This window comes from Dietzia sp. 111N12-1, assembly GCF_001658045.1.
Classification (GTDB): Bacteria; Actinomycetota; Actinomycetes; order Mycobacteriales; family Mycobacteriaceae; genus Dietzia; species Dietzia kunjamensis.
In genome coordinates this window covers 15,743-30,994 of record NZ_LSSV01000027.1, presented here as the reverse complement: position 1 = coordinate 30,994, position 15,252 = coordinate 15,743, and the positions used below count along the sequence as shown (strand labels likewise).

Below are 15,252 nucleotides of genomic sequence, written 5' to 3'. Positions count from 1 at the left end.
AAACCGCGGGGCCGAGCGGGCTCGGATCGCTGCCCGGGAGGCGGGTGGGGTGCGGCGCGGGAGGCGGGGCGGTTAGACTCGTCCGTGGACCCCGCGCGGCGTCCATCCTGTGAACTCCCCCAGGGCCGGAAGGCAGCAAGGGTCAGCGGGCTCTGGCGGGTGCGCGGGGTCCCCTTATGTCTTGGGACATGTCTTAGGGCACCAACACCGAAGTTGTCGATCCCGCCGGAGGCCACAGTGGCACTGTCCGATCTCCCCGCCGACGAACTCGCCCGACTCGAGTCGCAACTGGCCGCCGAGTACGACGCGCTGGCCGACAAGGGCCTGGCCCTGGACCTGACTCGCGGAAAGCCCTCGCCCGAACAGCTGGACCTGTCCGAGCGGCTGCTGTCGCTGCCGGGGGAGGGCGACCACGCGGCGGGTAAGACCGACGTCCGCAATTACGGCGGCGGGGCGGGACTGCCGGAACTGCGGTCGATCATCGCCGAGCTGCTCGGGGTCGAGGCCGACCGCGTGATCGCCCAGGACAACGCGAGCCTGTCGATCATGTACGACCTGCTGACGTTCTCCATGCTCTTCGGCACGCCCGACTCCCAGCGTGCGTGGAAGGACGAGCCGGTCCTGCGCTGGCTGTGCCCGGTGCCCGGTTACGACCGCCACTTCAACATCACCGAGGCGCTGGGGATCGAGATGATCCCGGTGCCGCTGGGGCCGACAGGTCCGGACATGGACGAGGTCGAGCGTCTCGTGTCGAACGACCCGTCCATCAAGGGCATGTGGTGCGTCCCGATCTTCGCCAACCCGACCGGCGCGGTGTACGACGACCACACCGTGTCCCGCCTCGCGCGCATGGCGACCGCCGCCCCGGACTTCCGGATCGTCTGGGACAACGCCTACGTCGTCCACACGCTCACCGAGGATTTCCCCAAGGTCCCGGACGTCGACACGCTGGCCGCCGAGGCGGGCCACCCCAACCGCTTCTGGCAGGTGTGCTCGACCTCCAAGATCACGTTCGCCGGCGCGGGCGTGTCGTTCTTCTCCGCCTCGCGGGCCAATCTCGACTGGTACCTCGGCCACACCTCCGTGCGCTCCATCGGGCCGAACAAGGTCAACCAGCTCGCGCACGCCCGATTCTTCGGTGACGCCGACGGGGTGCGCGACCACATGCTCCGCCACCGCGAGGTCATCGCGCCGAAGTTCGAGGCCGCCGCCGCAGCCCTGGCCCACCGGCTCGGCGAGTACGACGTGGCCGGCTGGACCCGGCCCGAGGGTGGGTACTTCATCGACCTCGAGGTGGTCGACGGCACCGCCACCGAGACCGTCCGCCTGGCCAAGGAGGCCGGGGTGGCCCTCACGCCGGCCGGGTCCGCGTACCCGTACGGCAAGGATCCCGACGACCGCCATATCCGTCTGGCGCCCACGCTCCCGCCCCTGGCCGAGGTCGAGACCGCCATGGATGTCGTGGGCCTGTGCGCTCTTCTCGCGGCCTGCCGCGCGGCGCTCGCCGACTGAGCGATCGCTCGGCTCGGGCGGTGTGTAACAACTGCACGATCCGCGTTAACGACGGCCATTAACGGACCGCGCTCCCGATCTCGCCTCCTCGCCCCGGGAATCGACAGGTGACCAGCACGTCTGCCCGTCCGTGATCTCTGACACATTCCCATAGTGTGAATGCGGGAGTCCGTAGCTTAGGTAACCCTGTCACCTGCATGAATGTAATTCACCCGCGTTGTTGAGCGATGGTCAACGCAAGTGCGGTCTTGTCCGGGCCGGGGCCGTCTGGTTGTATCGGAGTCGTCCGAGCTAGAGGGATGCGGACACCGGAGACAGCTGAGGGGCTGTGAGGGGCCGGTGTCCGATATCGGTTCGGGAACCGTGCCGCGGGGGTCTGAGGGGGCCCGATCCGCGCGCGAGGGACGTCGGGAGGGGCTGCGTATGACGCGGCCCCTCCGGTCATTTCGGCCCATCCCGGATCACGCGTGATCGCCGTCGGAAGCGGAAGTCCTCGTCGTCGTACCCCCTGGGTACCCTCTAGGCGTGGCTCTCTATCGGAAGTACCGCCCCGCCTCCTTCGCCGAGGTCGTGGGCCAGGAGCACGTCACCGAACCGCTCTCGGTGGCCTTGTCCTCCGGTCGTATCAACCACGCCTACCTCTTCTCCGGCCCACGCGGCTGCGGCAAGACCTCGTCCGCCCGCATCCTCGCCCGCTCGCTCAACTGCGTGCAGGGGCCCACCGCCGACCCGTGCGGCGAATGCGACTCGTGCGTGGCGCTGGCGCCCGGCGGCCACGGGACCCTCGACGTCACCGAGCTCGACGCGGCCAGCCACGGCGGTGTCGATGACACGCGTGATCTGCGCGAGCGGGCGTTCTTCGCCCCGGCGTCGTCGCGGTACCGGGTGCTCATCATCGACGAGGCCCACATGGTCACCAACGCGGGCTTCAACGCGCTGCTGAAGATCGTGGAGGAGCCGCCCGAGCACCTCATCTTCATCTTCGCCACCACCGAGCCGGAGAAGGTGTTGCCCACCATCCGCTCCCGCACGCACCACTACCCCTTCCGGCTGCTCACGCCCACGTCGATGCGCGGGTTGCTCGAGCGGATCTGCGAGCAGGAGGGTGTGCAGGTCGAGCCGACCGTGTTCCCCCTGGTCATCCGGTCCGGCGGGGGATCGCCGCGCGACACGCTCAGCGTGCTGGACCAGCTCATGGCCGGCGCCGGCGACGAGGGCATCACCTATCCGCGCGCGGTGAGCCTGCTCGGGGCCACCGAGGTCGCGCTCATCGACGACACGGTGGATTCGCTGGCCGTCGGCGACGGGGCCACGCTGTTCCGGACCGTCGACAAGGTGGTCGAGGCCGGGCACGACCCGCGTCGGTTCGCCGCCGATCTGCTGCAGCGGCTGCGCGACCTCATCATGGTGCAATCCGTGCCGCAGGCGATCGAGCGTGGGCTCGTCGACGCGCCGGTCGAGCAGGCCGAGACCATGCGGCGTCAGGCCGAGAACATCGGGCCCGCCACCCTCGCACGCTGCGCCGACATGGTGCACGAGGGGATGGGGTCGATGCGCGGGGCCACCTCGCCCCGGCTGTTGTTGGAGATCCTCTGCGCCAAGCTGCTCCTGCCCTCGGCGGACGACTCCATGATCGCGCTGCTGCAGCGTGTCGAGTCGCTCGAGTCGGGCGCCGTGCGGCCGGCCGCCGCGGCGGGTGCCGTCGGTGGCGGTGGATCCGCGCCGGGAGGGGCGCCTCGGGGCGACGACGACGAGTCCCGCCCCGACTCCGCCGGCGGGCCGGGGCCGCAGGCTGCCGGCCAGGCCGAGGGGCGGCCCAAGTTCGTGCGCCGGTCGCAGCAGCAGGCCGCGCCCGCTGCCGAGCAGCCGACGCCGCAGACTCCCGCGCCGGCGGGCCAGGGTGCGACCCCGGCTGCGGCCCCGGCTCCGGCGGCAGCTGCGCCTTCAACTCCGCCTCCGACTCCGACGCCGGCTTCGACTCCGACTCCGCCTCAGGCGTCCGCGCCAGAGCCGCCGCACGCCGCCGCCGAACCCGCGCCGAGCCGACCCGCCGCGCCGACTGCGCCCGCAGCGCCGACTGGGACCGAAGCGCCGAACGAGCCCGCCGTGGCAGACGACCCCGCCGCCCCGGCCGTGCCCGCCGGGTCCGTCGCGGAGCAGATCGCGGCGAACCAGATTCCCGAGTCGGAGTCCTCGCAGCACGCTCAGTCGCGGCAGTCGGCACAGCCCCCGCAGTCGGCCCAGCCGCCGACCTCCGAGCAGCAACCCGTAGGTGACGTACTGCCCGGGCCGGCATCCGAGCCCGCCGCAGGTCCCGACGCGCCGACCGCCGCGCCGTCCGCTCCCGCCGCACCCGCCGCTCATCCCGGCACGGCGACCACAGCGCCAGCCGCCGAAGCGGGCGCTCCGGAGCCTGCGCAGGAAGCCTCGGCCGGCGCAGACGCGACTCCTGCCGTCGCATCGGCCCCGCCCCCGCCCGCGCCCGCGCCCGCGCCCGCGCAGACCGACGACCCGTGGCGCGAACAGCCCGCGGCGGCGACCGAGCAGTCCGCGACCGAGCAGTCCGCACCCGTGCCGCCAGCATCGGTTCCGGAGCAGGCGTCGTCCGGGCCGGACCCGGAGCCGCAGCCCGAGGCGGCGTCCGCGCTCGCGGCTGGCGCACCCGGGATCGAGGCCGAGGACATCCGCCGGGCCTGGCCCGCCATCCGCGACGCCGTCCGCACCCGCACCCGCACCGTGGAGGTCATGCTCGCCGGCGCGACGGTCGCCGGGGTGGACGGCCGGGTGATCCACCTGGTGCACGACTACGCGCCGCTGGCCAAGCGCCTCTCGCAGCCGCACAACGCCACCGCCATCACCGACTCGATCACCGAGGTCGTGGGCGGCGACTGGACCATCCGCTGCACGTCGGGCTCCGCGTCCGCGGCAGCCGGGGACACCGCGGCTCCCGCCGACGCGTCGCCTCCAGCACCCGGACGGGGATCCGCCGCGGGCCCTACTGACGCCCCCGGCGCGCCCCAGCAGGGCGAGCCGCGGGGCTGGGAGCGTCGCCTGCGCGGGGCGGACGCGGGGCAGGGCCAGGGCGGCGGTCGCTCGGGCGGCGGGTACGACGACATCCCGCCCCCGCCCGAGGAGCCGGAGCCGGAACCGGGCGAGCCCAACAGCCCGCCCCCGCAGCCGGTCAGCGAGGAGGAGATGGTGGACGAGGCCCGCAGCGGCCCCCAGAACCTCGACCACCGGACCGGCGAGGACATCGCGTTGGCCCTGCTCAAGGAGCACCTCGGGGCCCGCCCGCTCGAGCGCTGACCCACCCGCCCCGCCGCGCGCCGGGGCACGGTGTCCTACCGGACGGTTACGCTGGGAACCGACCGACCGGGGCCGCCCCGGCAGGGTCAGGCCTGAACACCAGCCATGAACTCAGCACTGCCCCGCACACCGCCGAAAGGACCCCGCCATGCAGCCCGGACCCGACATGAACGCCCTGCTCCAGCAGGCACAGCAGATGCAGGCCCAGCTCGCCGAGGCGCAGCAGGAGATCGCCGCGAGCACCGTCGACGGTCAGGCAGGCGGCGGACTCGTCACCGTCTCCATGCGCGGCACCGGTGAGGTCACCGGCGTCACGATCGACCCGAAGGTCGTCGACCCCGAGGACATCGAGACGCTGCAGGACCTCCTCGTCGGCGCGTTCGGCGATGCCCACACCAAGGTGCAGGAGCTCGCCGAGTCCCGCCTCGGCCCGCTGGCCTCCGGTGGCGGCCTCGGCGACATGATGGGCGGACTGGGAATGTGAGCCTGCGGAGCCCGGCACGTTCCGGGCCCCGCCACCGGGTTCCGACTCGTAATCGGACCCGCCACCCGGCGACGCAGCCGTCGTCGGGACAGCAAGAGCACAGGAAAGCGCGATGTACGAGGGACCGGTCCAGAACCTGATCGACGAGTTCGGCAAGCTGCCGGGCATCGGTCCGAAGTCTGCGCAACGCCTGGCCTTCCACCTGCTGCAGGCCGAGCCCGACTCCGTCGAACGCCTCCGCTCCGCGCTGCAGGCCGTGGTCGAGGGCGTCACCTACTGCGAGGACTGCGGGACCGTCGCGGCGGCCGAGCGCTGCCGTATCTGCTCGGACCCGCGCCGCGACCCCACGCTCATCTGCGTGGTCGAGGAGCCCAAGGACATCGAGGCCATCGAGCGCACCCGGGAGTTCCGCGGGCTCTACCACGTGCTCGGCGGGGCGCTCGACCCCATCAACGGCATCGGACCCAACGAGCTGCGCATCGCCGGCCTGATGCGGCGGGTCGGCGGGGAGGCCGAGGGCGAGGAGATCGCCGAGATCATCATCGCGACCGATCCCAACACCACGGGCGAGGCCACCAGCACTTACCTGGCCCGTCTGCTGCGGCCATTCCCCGATCTCGTGGTGAGCCGCCTGGCGTCCGGCCTGCCGATGGGCGCCGACCTGGAGTTCGCCGACGAGCTCACCCTCGGCAGCGCACTGTCGGGGCGCCGCATCCTCTCGGGCGGGCCCGCCCAGGCCCCCCGGTCGGGCGGCGTGCTGCGCCCCGAGCAGATCGACCCCGCGCAGCCCGCCGTACCCGCGCCGAACTCGGCGCCCGCCCAGGACACCCCGCCTGCCCCGGACGCGTGGGCCCCGGCCCCGGCCGACCCCGCACCGAGCCCGGAGATCGGCTACCCGGGCGCGGAGTCAGAGCCCGAACAGCCTCGCGGCGTTTCCGTGCCACACCGCCCGTAGCCAGTCGTCGCCCATCCCGAGCCCGGCCAGGGCCTCGAGCTGGTGCGCGTACGGGTACGGGATGTTCGGGAAGTCCGTCCCCAACAGAACCTTGTGGCCCAGATCGGCCAGGCGACCGCGCTCGTCCTCTGGAAACGGCATGGTCTCCTCGACGAAGTCCGTGAACGCCATCGTGGTGTCGAGGTAGACGTTCTGGTACCGCTCGGCCAGATCGAGGAACTCCGGATACTCGCCCATGCCCATGTGGGCGACGATCAGCGGCAGCTCGGGGAACCGCTCGAGCACCGCAGCCACCGGCTCAGGTCCGGTGAACTCGCCCGCCACGGGCCCGGACCCGCAGTGGATGACCGTGGGCACCTGCGCCTCGGACAGCACACCCCACACCGGTTCCAACAGCGGGTCACGGGGGTCGTACTCGCCCACCTGGATGTGCGACTTGAACACCCGTGCCCCGGCGTCGACGGCATCCCGGACGTAGTCGGCCGCCGCCGGCTCGGGATAGAAGGTCGCCGTGTGCAGACAATCCGGGTGCCGGGAGGCGAACTCCGCGGCCCACGCGTTGAGCCAGGCCCCCATCTCGGGCTTGTGCGGGTACAGCATGGACGAGAACGCCAGCACCCCGTACGAGCGCAGCCGCTCGACCCGCTCGTCCTCGGCCTCCCGGTACGTGATGGGCCAGGGACGCCCGATCTTGGGGCCGGCGGCGTCGAAGTAGTTCCACACCTTGTCCATGACCCGCGTCGGCATGAAATGGGTGTGCACGTCGATGACCCCCGGCAGCCCCAGCGGCTCCCACAACGCGCGGACCTGCGCTGCCTCGACGGCGGGATCGGGCGGGGACACGGTCCCGGTGAGGGTGGCGGCGCCGTGGTGTTCACACATGTCACCGAGGGTATGTCAGAGGCGCCGACCCGCCGGGCGATCGGGCGTCCGCGGGCATCGCCACCCCCGGACGCCGACGACCTCCCGGTCACGACACGAATCCGCCCCTCGGTATGCGATCCGCCCGCGGGCGCCGCAGCGCGTATCAAAATTCGGAGGGCGGATCGAGGCGGCTCGGGGCAGATCGGAGGGCGGATCGCGACCCGGGGAGCAGATCGCGATCCGGCGAGCGGACCGCCGGGCGGCTCAGCGCCGGGCGGCGGCGATCCGTTCGCGGCGCAGCTGCTCGACCGCGGGGACCTCGACCGGCGGCAGCGAGTCCACCCCCAGCGCGCGGCACAGCAGGAGGTCGGCCAGCTCGGGATTGCGGGCCAGCGCCGGCCCGTGCATGTAGGTGGCGATGATCGACCCCTGCACCACGCCCTCGACCAGCCCGCCGGCGGGGACCTGCTGGCCGGCCGGGACGCCGTTGCCGACCCCGGAGGTCACGCGGCCCAGGGGGGCGGCGTCCGGGCCCAGGACGGTGGCGCCCATGTGGTTCTCGAAGCCCGTCAGCGGCTGCGTCAGGCCCGCGACCTGCGGCGCGACCACCAACTCGCCGATCGAGCGGGAGGCCTGCGGCGTCGTGGTGACGTCCAGCAGGCCGAGGCCGGGCGCACGGGATCCGTCAGAGACCACGAACCACTCGCCGAACACCTGCATCCCGGCACAGATCGCCAGGACCGGCGCGCCGCGCTCCACCGCTCGCTGCAACCCCGGCGACGCGGTCAGGTGCCGGGACGCGAGCTTCTGCGCCGCGTCCTCGCCACCGCCCACGGTGTAGAGGTCGCACGAGTCCGGGACCTCGTCCTCCAGGGTGATCCGCACGATCTCGGCGTCGTATCCGCGCCACCTCAGGCGCTGGCGCAGGACCAACGAGTTGCCGTCGTCGCCGTACGTCCCCATGACGTCCGGCAGGACCAGGCCGATCCGCACGGTCGACTCGGAGGGCCGGGCCGAATCCGCGGCGACGGTGTCCAGCGGTGAGGCCGAGGCGCCGGCGTCGCGACCCCCGGCGTTGCGCGGGTCGGGATTCGTCCCGGAACAGCCCGCGCCGGGGATCTCCGCGCCAGTGTTCTGCTCGCTCATCGCTGCTGCTCCTTCCGGTCGGCCCCGGCCCCGGTGCGGGGCCCGACAGCGGCGATCGCCCGCCCCAGATCGCGGAACGCGGTGTAGTTGGCCAGCACCTCCACGCGCCCGGGTGGGCAGCGGCGGATCGCGGTCAGCGGGTCCGGCTCCAGCTGGTGCTCGACCCCGGCGTAACTTAGCCGCACCGACAGGTCGGCGGCGCGCTCGCCCGAGGCGTACACGGTCACGCCCTCGAAGCTCTCGAAGCGCACGTCCCACAACCACGACAGGTCCACGCCGTCGGCGACCTGCCCGTTGACCGCGATCACCAGACCGTCGGCGGAGGGGTCGATCATGCCGAGCGCCTCCTGCCAACCAGCCGGGTTCTTGGCCAGCAGCAGGTGGGCGGCCCGCCCGTCCACGTCGACGGTCGAGTAGCGTCCGGCCACGTCGTCGACCTGCTCCACCGCCCGGACGGCGGCGGCGGGGTCGGCGCCCATAGCCACGGCGGCGGCGACGGCCTGCGCGGCGTTGCCCCGGTTGGCCCGCCCCGGGATGGCCAGACTCATGGGGGCGCTGAACCCGTCGGGCCCGTGGATGGCCTCGTCGTCGACCCACCAGTCCGGTTCGGGCCGCTCGAACGTCCGGCCGTCGGGCAGCGTGCCCTCGGACCGCCACCGCACGGCCCCGGTGGAGTCCACTGTCCGCGAGATGGGTTCGCCGGTGCGCGGGCAGCTCACCGAGTCACCCGCCCACGCGGACCCTGCGGCCACCCAGACCACGGACGGGTTGTCGTACGCCACGGAGGTGATCATCACGTCGTCGCAGTTCGCCACCACCGTCGCCTGCGGCTGCGCGGCCACCCCGGCCCGCAGCCGGCGCTCGATGGCGTTGATCTCCCCGACCCTGTCCAGCTGATCGCGGCTGAGGTTGAGCAGGACGATCGCCTCGGGCGCCGTGTTCTCCGCGACCGCGGGCGTGTGGAGCTCGTCGACCTCGATGGCGGCCAACCCGGCCACCCGGTCGGCCCCGAGAGCGGACACGATCCCGGCGTCCATGTTGTCGCCGTTCGCGTTCGAGGCGACCCGGCCCACGGTCGACAGGGCGGAGGCGACCATCCTCGTCGTCGTCGACTTGCCGTTGGTCCCCGTGACCAGCACGGTCCGCCGGCCCGCCGCGAGCTGGCGCATGAGGCCCGGATCGAGCTTCAGCGCCACCAGGCCGCCGATCATCCCGCCCGACCCGCGCCCCGACACCCGGGACGCCCAGGTCGCCAGCCGGGAGACGGCCACGGCCACCCGGCCGCGGGGGGTGAGTGCGGTGATCGCGCGGGAACTCATGCCGCAGAGTCTAGGCAGCGCGGCGCCCGGGCAGCACGGCCGCCTCAGAACCGCACCGCACCGCCCAGCGCGGTCACCACGTCGTGTCCGAGGTCGGCCGTGACCACGTCGGGGCCGTTGGACATCCCGTCCGCGGAGGCGATCACGGCGATCGCATAGCGGCCGCTCGCGGTGTTCACCACGGCGATGTCGTGCGATTCGGTGTCGGTCTCGCCGGTCTTGTTGGCGACCGTCCCCGCGGGCAGGCGGTCCGGGAGCTTCCACCGCCGCTCCTGCGCGAGCATCGCGTCCAGCACGATCCGGGCGACGGCGGGCGAGGTCAGCGCCTCGCCCTGCGGAGCACGCCCGTCGGCGGCGCGGACGAGTTCGGCCAGGTAGCGGACACTGCCGCGGGGGGTGACGTGGCTCCAGTCGCCGGTCCACTCGTAGCGGAACGCGCCGCCTGTGTGGAACTGCTCGGCCAGGCCCACGCGGTCGGCGATGTCGCCCAGCGCGCTGACGGGGGCGGTGGTGTCGGGGGCCGCGGGGCCGTCCACCGACAGGTCGTACAGCACGTTGGCGGCGTCGTTGTCCGAGACGGTGATGGCCGCCTCGAGCAGGTCGCCGAGCCGTCCGTACGGGGTCTGCGCCGACGGGTCGGCCTCCCACGCCTCGAGCGCCCCCACCGCGTAGGCCACCTTGATGACCGACGCGGCGTAGCGGGGCTCGTCGCCGCCGGCACACACGACGCGCTCGTCGGGGGAGTCGATCGCCATCACGCACGCCGCGAGTTCGTGGCCGGCGTCCGCGGCGTCAGCCACCGCGGTGGCCACGAGAGGGCCGACCTCGACCCACCCCGCCGGCAGCGGCCGGACGAGCCGGAGCGGATCCGCGACCCGGCCGTCCGGAGGGGAGGAGGCGGTGGGCGACGTGGCCGCGCCGACGGCCGACGCGCCCGGGTCGGAGTGGCGCGCGGTGGTGGCGCCGGGCGCGGTGACGGCCACCCCGACCAGCGCCGCGAGGCACACCGTGAGTGACGACCCCAGCGCCACGCGGATCGGCAGACGGGTGGCGCGCCGCGCGCGGGCGTGGGCGTGGGCGTCGCGCAGCCGCGCCGCGGGCGTGTCGGGCCGGTACCGCCGCACGGGGCCTCCTGGGTCGGACCGGACCTCGCGGCCGGGGCTGATCGAACGGCGTAGACAGTAACGCCCGTGGGCGTCCGGGCGGAAAACGCGGTGTGAACGCCGTGACCTGCGACGGTGACGGCCGGGATGTCGGAGGGGTCTGGGACGATGATGGGCATGGCAGGTTGGGTGGTGGTGGACGTCGAGACGTCGGGGATGACGCCGGCGGTCGACCGTGTGTTGTCGGTGGCCGCGGTGGTGATCGACGACGACGGCGAGGTGGTCGAGGAGTTCACGACCCTGCTCAATCCGGGCGTCGACCCGGGGCCGGTCCACGTGCACGGCCTCACCCCGGCACTCCTCGCGGGCAAACCACGCTTCCCGGACGTGGCCGCCGAGTTGGACCGGGTGCTCGACGGGAGGACGGTCGTCGCCCACAACGCCGCCTTCGACGCGTCGTTCCTCGCGGCCGAGGCCCGCCGGGCAGGTCTCCCGGCGCCGCTCGAGCGGTTCCTCTGCACCCTGGACTTCGCCGGTCGGCTGCACCTGTCCACCGCCGACCTCAAACTGTCGACGCTCGCCGCGCACTTCGGGGTGGAGCAGCGGGCCGCGCACGACGCCCACGATGACGCCCTCGTGTTGGCCGGGGTGTTCGCCGGACTGCTCGAGGTGGCCGGGGGCAAGGACGTGCAGCCGAAGGTGCGCGAACTCGACGCGATGGTGGCGCATCCCGAGACCGGCTACCTGGTGTCCACGGTGTGGGCGGAGGCCCTCGCCGCCCCCAGGCTGTGGCGGCCGGCCGGGCGGCTCAAGCGCGGCGGCGGGCTGGTGCAGGGCATGGAGGTGGTCTTCACCCAGGACGTGGACCGCGATCCGGAGGAGATCGCCGGCCTCGTCGTCGACTCCGGTCTCTACGTCGCCGACCGCATCTCGTCCCGCACGTCCCTCGCAGTGTGCGACGCACCGGGTGCCGTGCGGGGTCGGACCGCGTTCGCCCGCAAGAAGGGGCTCGAGCTGGTGCCGTACGCGCGGTTCGAGGAGATGCTCGCCGCCGTCGCGCCCGGGCGGTCCGTCGCCGGGGCCCAGGCCGTGGACAGTGCGCAGGGGGCGCTCTTCTAGCCCCCCGCGTTCCGTGCTGCTCGGCGCCTGCGTTCCGCGCCTCCAGACCCCCGCGTTCCGCATCGTGGGGCGCTGGTCCGAGGCGGCGCGGCGGAACTGACATGATGGGCGGCGGCCACCGTCGTCGACCACAGGAGTACCGCAAGTGCCCGCACCCCAGAACGCCGCCGCCCGTGAGGTCTACGAGAAGGAACGCGCCCACGTCCTGACCCCGTGGTCGGCCTGGGGCTCGAGCGACCCGATGGTCGTCACCGCGGCCGAGGGCTGCCACCTCACCGACGGGGACGGCAACCGGCTGCTCGACTTCACCTCGCAGCTGGTCAACACCAACATCGGCCACCAGCACCCGGTGGTCGTCAAGGCCATCCAGGACCAGGCCGCCGAGCTGTGCACCATCAATCCGGCACACGCCAACGCCGCCCGCGCCGAGGCCGCCCGCCTCGTCGCCGAGGTCGCGCCGGCCGGGATGAACCGCGTGTTCTTCACCAACGCCGGCACCGAGGCCGTCGAGCACGCCGTCCGCATGGCCCGCCGCCACACCGGCCGCCACAAGACCCTGTCGGCGTTCCGCAGCTACCACGGCGCCACCACCACCTCGATGAACCTCACCGGTGACACCCGCCGCTGGGCCAACGACATGGGCAACACCGGCGCCGTGCACTTCCACGCCCCGTTCCTGTACCGCTCGCAGTTCTACGCCGAGAACGACAAGCAGGAATGCGACCGGGCGCTCGAGCACCTCGACTCGCTCATCGGCCTCGAGGGCCCCGACCACTTCGCCGCCCTCATCATCGAGTCGGTGCCCGGCACGGTCGGCATCATGGTGCCGCCCGCCGACTACCTGCGCGGTGTGCGCGAGATCTGCGACAAGTACGGGATCGTCATGATCTGCGACGAGGTCATGTCCGGCTTCGGCCGCACCGGCGAGTGGCTCGCCCTGGACCACTTCCGCTCCGGCGACGACGACTGGGCGCCCGATCTCATCACCTTCGCCAAGGGCTCGAACTCGGGTTACGTCCCGCTCGGCGGCGTCATCCTGCACGACCGCATCGCCGCCTCCTTCGAGACCACGCCCTACACCGGCGGGTTGACCTACGCCGGGCACCCGCTGGCCTGCGCCTCCGTGGTCGCGACGATCAACCTCATGCGCGACGAGAAGATCGTCGAGAACGCGAAGATGATCGGCGAGGACGTCATCGGCCCGCGCCTGCGCGAGCTCGCCGAAAAGCACCCGTCGATCGGCGAGGTCCGCGGCCTCGGCGTGTTCTGGGCCGTGGAGATGGTGGCCGACCGCGAGACACGCGAGCCCCTCGCGCCCTACGGTGGATCATCGGAGGCCATGGCCCGCACGTTCGGTAAGGCAAAGTCCGACGGCCTGCTGCTGTTCATGAACTACAACCGATTCCACGTGGTGCCGCCGTGCATCATCACCCCGGACGAGGCCAACGAGGGCCTCGACATCTTCGACCGCGCACTCGACGTGGCCGACGAGTACGTGAGGAGCTGACCATTCGATGGCGCTGATATTGCGGCTGATCGTCAACGCCGTCGCCCTGTGGGTGGCGACGCTGATCGTGCCGGGCATCACCCTGCACGAGATCTCCGGGGCCGCAGCCTCTGGCGCCGGCGACATCGAGAACGAGGTGAACGTCCCCACCATCACGGCGCTGCTCGTCGTCGCGGTGGTGTTCACCCTCGTCAACGCGGTGATCAAACCGATCGTTCAGTTGCTGTCGCTGCCGCTGACGATCCTCACGCTGGGCCTGTTCCTGCTGGTGGTCAACGCGCTGATGCTCATGCTCACCGGCTGGATCACCACCACGCTCCAGCCCTTCGGGGCCGCGTACGTGGTCAGCGGGTTCTGGGCGGCGTTCTTCGGCGCGATCGTGATCGGCCTGGTCAACTGGGTTCTCGGCATGCTGGTCCCCAGCCGCGCCCGCGACTGAGCGGCGGCGGCCCGGCCCGGCCCAGCGCCGGCCGCCCGGGCGGGCACCCGCCGGGCCGGCACCCGCCCGCGACCGAGCGGCGGCGGCGGCTGAGCGGCGCCCGGGCGGGCACCCGCCCGCCGAGCAGAGGAATTCGCGCACCCGCTACTCGGGCGATGCAGTAGAAATCCTCTGCTCGGCGGCGACGGCTACGCCGCGGGGGGGCGGGCGGCGCCGACCGGTTCAGGTCAGGAGCCGAACGCCGCCGAGGAGACGGCGGTCGGGGCCCAGCCCCGGGCTGCCTGGTCGCGGATGAACTGCATCTGCGGGTAGAACGAGTTGCCCGGGCAGGCGGTCCCGCCCCAGTCGCGGTGGCCCGACACGGCCATCATCGGCCGGGTGGCCCCGCCCTGCGGGTTGCGGTAGGTGATGCCAGCGCGCGGGTTGATGCCGGTGGCGTTGCACAGCGCCCGCACGCAGTCGATGGCCGCGCCCACCGCGCGCGAGGTCGGCGGTGCACCGGTGAAGTCACCGAGCAGGCTGATACCGATGTTGCCGTTGTTGAATCCGCCCACGTGGCCACCGGTGACGACCGGCGGTGCGATCCCGGCGACCGGCGGGAACTGGAAGACGGGGTTGCCGACGGGCGTTCCGCCGCGGCCCTGGTAGATCCGGCCCTCGGGGTCGATGAGCAGGTGGTACCCGACGTCGCCCCAGCCCACGGTGTTGGCGTGGTAGTTGTAGATCGCCCGCACGCTGGCCGCACGGTCCGGCCCGACCGGGGAGGCGGTGTGGTGGATCGTGATGGACTGCGCGGGGAAGTAGGAGGGCGCCCAGCGGAAGCCCGCGACATCGCCCGCACCCCACGCCGCGCGCGGGATGACCGGTAGGCCCGCCAGGCCGACGCTGCCGAGGCTGTAGTTGCGGGGGGTGCCGCGGCCGTCGTCGAACACGGTCGCCTCGGCGCCCGCGGGCGCGTCGACCTCGTACCCCACGGCACCATCGGGCGCGCCGACGAGTTCGGAGGCGGGCGTGCTGCCGGCGTCCGGGGCGGAGTCCATCCCCTCGAGCGGGAGCCAGTCGCCGACCGAGCCGTCGGGGAATGCGAACCGGATCCGGCCGACGATCTCCTCGGCACTGGGGAACGTCACGCCGACGTAGCCGAGAGTGCCGTTGGGCTGGATCATCCCGCTGCCGGTCGAGACCGACTGCATGAGGTCCTGGGCCACGCCGAGCGAGCCGGTGGTGAAGGGATTGGCCCCGGCGACGGGACCTCGGACGGTGGAGGCGACGGCGACGCCCACGCCGACGGATGCGGCTGTGAGAAATCCACGGCGTGTCACGGACATACGGGCTCCAGACTGAGGTTTGCGAAGGGCCGACCCATACCTATCGGCACGGCCCGCCGCTACATTACGCGTTTGACGTGACCGAATCGAGACCCTCGTTACCGGAGGGATATCTGAGGGTGATGTGACTGATGTGGCGGCGTCCGCCCGGGCGATGAGGCCAAACGCCT

11 protein-coding genes, 1 other RNA gene and 1 pseudogene are annotated in these 15,252 nt (G+C 72.6%); 8 read left to right on the top strand and 5 right to left on the bottom strand.

Annotated elements, in window-relative coordinates; all coding sequences use genetic code 11:
• Positions 1 to 83: 83 nt before the first annotated feature.
• The 5 genes and pseudogenes from ffs to recR form a co-directional block, all read left to right on the top strand.
• Positions 84 to 178, top strand: an RNA gene (gene ffs, locus AYO52_RS06035) — signal recognition particle sRNA small type.
• A 59-nt stretch (positions 179 to 237) separates the two neighbouring features.
• A complete protein-coding gene (locus AYO52_RS06030) occupies positions 238 to 1,512 on the top strand; it encodes an aminotransferase class I/II-fold pyridoxal phosphate-dependent enzyme (protein ID WP_067714624.1) in 1,275 nt (424 codons plus the stop codon).
• Positions 1,513 to 2,037: 525 nt separating this feature from the next.
• A complete protein-coding gene (locus AYO52_RS06025) occupies positions 2,038 to 4,818 on the top strand; it encodes a DNA polymerase III subunit gamma and tau (protein WP_067714621.1) in 2,781 nt (926 codons plus the stop codon).
• A gap of 148 nt (positions 4,819 to 4,966) precedes the next feature.
• Positions 4,967 to 5,302, top strand: a complete 336-nt coding sequence (locus tag AYO52_RS06020) for a YbaB/EbfC family nucleoid-associated protein (RefSeq protein ID WP_067714618.1) — start codon at positions 4,967 to 4,969, stop codon at positions 5,300 to 5,302.
• A gap of 112 nt (positions 5,303 to 5,414) precedes the next feature.
• Positions 5,415 to 6,020, top strand: a pseudogene (gene recR / locus AYO52_RS06015) (recombination mediator RecR); the annotation flags it as partial.
• A 189-nt stretch (positions 6,021 to 6,209) separates the two neighbouring features.
• On the opposite strand, the gene AYO52_RS06010 reads toward recR, so the two are convergent.
• The 4 genes from AYO52_RS06010 to AYO52_RS05995 all read right to left on the bottom strand — a co-directional run bounded on the left by AYO52_RS06010 (position 6,210) and on the right by AYO52_RS05995 (position 10,710).
• On the bottom strand, positions 6,210 to 7,139 hold the full coding sequence (locus AYO52_RS06010; protein ID WP_067714612.1) for an amidohydrolase family protein: 930 nt from the start codon (positions 7,137 to 7,139) through the stop codon (positions 6,210 to 6,212).
• 246 nt (positions 7,140 to 7,385) lie between these two features.
• A complete protein-coding gene (locus AYO52_RS06005) occupies positions 7,386 to 8,267 on the bottom strand; it encodes a glutamine amidotransferase (RefSeq protein WP_082923810.1) in 882 nt (293 codons plus the stop codon).
• The gene (locus tag AYO52_RS06000; protein ID WP_067714609.1) at positions 8,264 to 9,586 is read right to left on the bottom strand and encodes a MurT ligase domain-containing protein; all 1,323 of its coding nucleotides are present in this window, start codon (positions 9,584 to 9,586) and stop codon (positions 8,264 to 8,266) included. Before AYO52_RS06000 ends, AYO52_RS06005 begins: the two co-directional genes overlap by 4 nt.
• Before the next feature lie 44 nt (positions 9,587 to 9,630).
• On the bottom strand, positions 9,631 to 10,710 hold the full coding sequence (locus tag AYO52_RS05995; protein ID WP_067714607.1) for a serine hydrolase: 1,080 nt from the start codon (positions 10,708 to 10,710) through the stop codon (positions 9,631 to 9,633).
• Positions 10,711 to 10,866: 156 nt separating this feature from the next.
• On the opposite strand from AYO52_RS05995, the gene AYO52_RS05990 reads away from it, so the two are divergent.
• The 3 genes from AYO52_RS05990 to AYO52_RS05980 all read left to right on the top strand — a co-directional run bounded on the left by AYO52_RS05990 (position 10,867) and on the right by AYO52_RS05980 (position 13,754).
• On the top strand, positions 10,867 to 11,808 hold the full coding sequence (locus AYO52_RS05990) for an exonuclease domain-containing protein (protein WP_067715058.1): 942 nt from the start codon (positions 10,867 to 10,869) through the stop codon (positions 11,806 to 11,808).
• Positions 11,809 to 11,953: 145 nt separating this feature from the next.
• Positions 11,954 to 13,315, top strand: a complete 1,362-nt coding sequence (locus tag AYO52_RS05985; protein ID WP_067714604.1) for an aspartate aminotransferase family protein — start codon at positions 11,954 to 11,956, stop codon at positions 13,313 to 13,315.
• 7 nt (positions 13,316 to 13,322) lie between these two features.
• Complete coding sequence (locus AYO52_RS05980; RefSeq protein WP_067714601.1) at positions 13,323 to 13,754, top strand: phage holin family protein; 432 nt, start codon at positions 13,323 to 13,325, stop codon at positions 13,752 to 13,754.
• 227 nt (positions 13,755 to 13,981) lie between these two features.
• Here AYO52_RS05980 and AYO52_RS05975 read toward each other — a convergent pair whose 3' ends face one another.
• Positions 13,982 to 15,082 carry a peptidoglycan recognition family protein gene (locus AYO52_RS05975; RefSeq protein ID WP_067714599.1) on the bottom strand — a complete coding sequence of 367 codons (1,101 nt, stop codon included), beginning with the start codon at positions 15,080 to 15,082 and terminating at the stop codon, positions 13,982 to 13,984.
• Positions 15,083 to 15,252: the final 170 nt, after the last annotated feature.

Bases quoted from the DNA above. Each gene is read 5' to 3' on its own strand.
- AYO52_RS06020 (WP_067714618.1), top strand. From the start codon at position 4,967: ATGCAGCCCGGACCCGACATGAACGCCCTGCTCCAGCAGGCACAGCAG.
- AYO52_RS06010 (WP_067714612.1), bottom strand. From the start codon at position 7,139: ATGTGTGAACACCACGGCGCCGCCACCCTCACCGGGACCGTGTCCCCG.
- AYO52_RS06005 (WP_082923810.1), bottom strand. From the start codon at position 8,267: ATGAGCGAGCAGAACACTGGCGCGGAGATCCCCGGCGCGGGCTGTTCC.
- AYO52_RS06000 (WP_067714609.1), bottom strand. From the start codon at position 9,586: ATGAGTTCCCGCGCGATCACCGCACTCACCCCCCGCGGCCGGGTGGCC.
- AYO52_RS05990 (WP_067715058.1), top strand. From the start codon at position 10,867: ATGGCAGGTTGGGTGGTGGTGGACGTCGAGACGTCGGGGATGACGCCG.
- AYO52_RS05980 (WP_067714601.1), top strand. From the start codon at position 13,323: ATGGCGCTGATATTGCGGCTGATCGTCAACGCCGTCGCCCTGTGGGTG.
- AYO52_RS05975 (WP_067714599.1), bottom strand. From the start codon at position 15,082: ATGTCCGTGACACGCCGTGGATTTCTCACAGCCGCATCCGTCGGCGTG.